Genomic DNA, 1,475 nt, shown 5'->3' with positions numbered 1-1,475 from the left:
TACAATGGTACCTATAGAATGGACACTTCAAAAAAAGAAGTGCATTCTATAGGTGTTTTTTGTATACTCAACTAAAGGAAACAAGTCCGCTCGAAAGGAAGAAACTATGAGTAAAAAACTGTTCTCAGATACTGAAATCCAAAAACTAAAACAAAATCCCAATGTAAGAAATGTCTCACCACTTGCTATCACGTACTCTGACGCTTTCAAGCGTATCTTTGTGGAACGTTATCTTGCAGGGGAATTACCACGCGCTATTTTTGAAGCATATCATTTCGATGTCTCCGTTCTAGGCATGAAGCGAGTAGAACAATGTGCTAATCGTTGGAAAAAAGCCTATGAAAAAGATAGTGTTATTGGGTTAATGGACAACCGCAAAGGCGCTCAAAAAATGCCTAAACGCGTGTTAACTCCAGAAGAAACTATTCAGCGACAACAAGCAAAAATAGCCCTATTAGAGGAGCAAGTGACTGTTCTAAAAAAGCTAGAGAAGATAGAAGGAAGGTGCTTCACAAGAAAAGATAAATTAACGACGGATATGAAATTCCAATGGATTCAAACGTTAGTAATGGATGATGGCTTTACTCGTTTCACCAGCTATTTCTGTCGTTTATTAGAGGTGTCTAGATCTGGCTATTATCGATATATACAGTGCCAAGCACATCGTAAACAGCGTGAGAAACAAGATGAAATAGCCCGTGATTTAATACGGAAAGCCTTCCAACGCCGTGGGTTCAAAAAGGGAGCTAGGAGTATCAAAATGGTGCTGGAAAATGAATTTAACATGATTTACAGTCGTAAGAAAATCCGTAGGATTATGCGCAAATATAACATCGTTTGTCCACACCGTAAACCAAATCCTTATCGACGCATCGCCACGGCAACCAAAGAACATCGCGTCATTCCAAATAAATTAAAACGTCAGTTTAAGCAAGGTATTCCTGGAAAAGTGCTACTTACAGATATCACGTATCTCCCCTATGGTCAGCGCAAAATGGCTTATTTATCAACCATTAAAGACGGGTCCACGAATGAAATATTAGCCTACCATGTATCAGATCGCATCACCTTAGATATTGCGATACAAACTATTAAGAAGCTCAAAAAAAGGAGACATCTTTTACATAAAGAAGCTTTCATTCACTCAGATCAAGGAAGCCATTATACTAGTCCAGTCTATCAAAAACTCTTAAAAAAACACCGCTTAGGCCAGTCTATGTCTCGCCGAGGAAACTGTTGGGATAACGCTCCGCAGGAGTCCTTCTTTGGTCATTTTAAAGATGACATCGATTCTCGCTCCTTCGATACCTTGGCTGCCCTGAAATCAAAAATAGATGACTACATGGTTTACTATAATAACTATCGTTATCAATGGAATCTAAAAAAGATGGCTCCTGTACAATACAGAAACCATCTTTTAGCGAGTGCTTAATTCTTTCTTTTTACAAGTGTCCTTGACATGGGTACCACTTTAA

The 1,475-nt window shown here is 38.7% G+C and carries 1 protein-coding gene; it reads left to right on the top strand.

Annotation, left to right across the window (positions count from 1 at the left end; genetic code table 11):
* Nucleotides 1–106 precede the first annotated feature (106 nt).
* On the top strand, nt 107–1,432 hold the full coding sequence (locus R8925_RS15785) for an IS3 family transposase (protein WP_430536738.1): 1,326 nt from the start codon (nt 107–109) through the stop codon (nt 1,430–1,432).
* Nucleotides 1,433–1,475: the final 43 nt, after the last annotated feature.

Source organism: Listeria rocourtiae subsp. hofi (assembly GCF_963575615.1).
Taxonomy (GTDB): domain Bacteria; phylum Bacillota; class Bacilli; order Lactobacillales; family Listeriaceae; genus Listeria_A; species Listeria_A hofi.
The sequence above is the reverse complement of the archived record's forward strand: the minus strand, read 5'-3'. Positions and strand labels throughout refer to the sequence as shown.

What these genes read in the sequence shown, in the direction of transcription:
- R8925_RS15785 (WP_430536738.1), top strand. Translation starts at nt 107, where the DNA reads ATGAGTAAAAAACTGTTCTCAGATACTGAAATCCAAAAACTAAAACAA.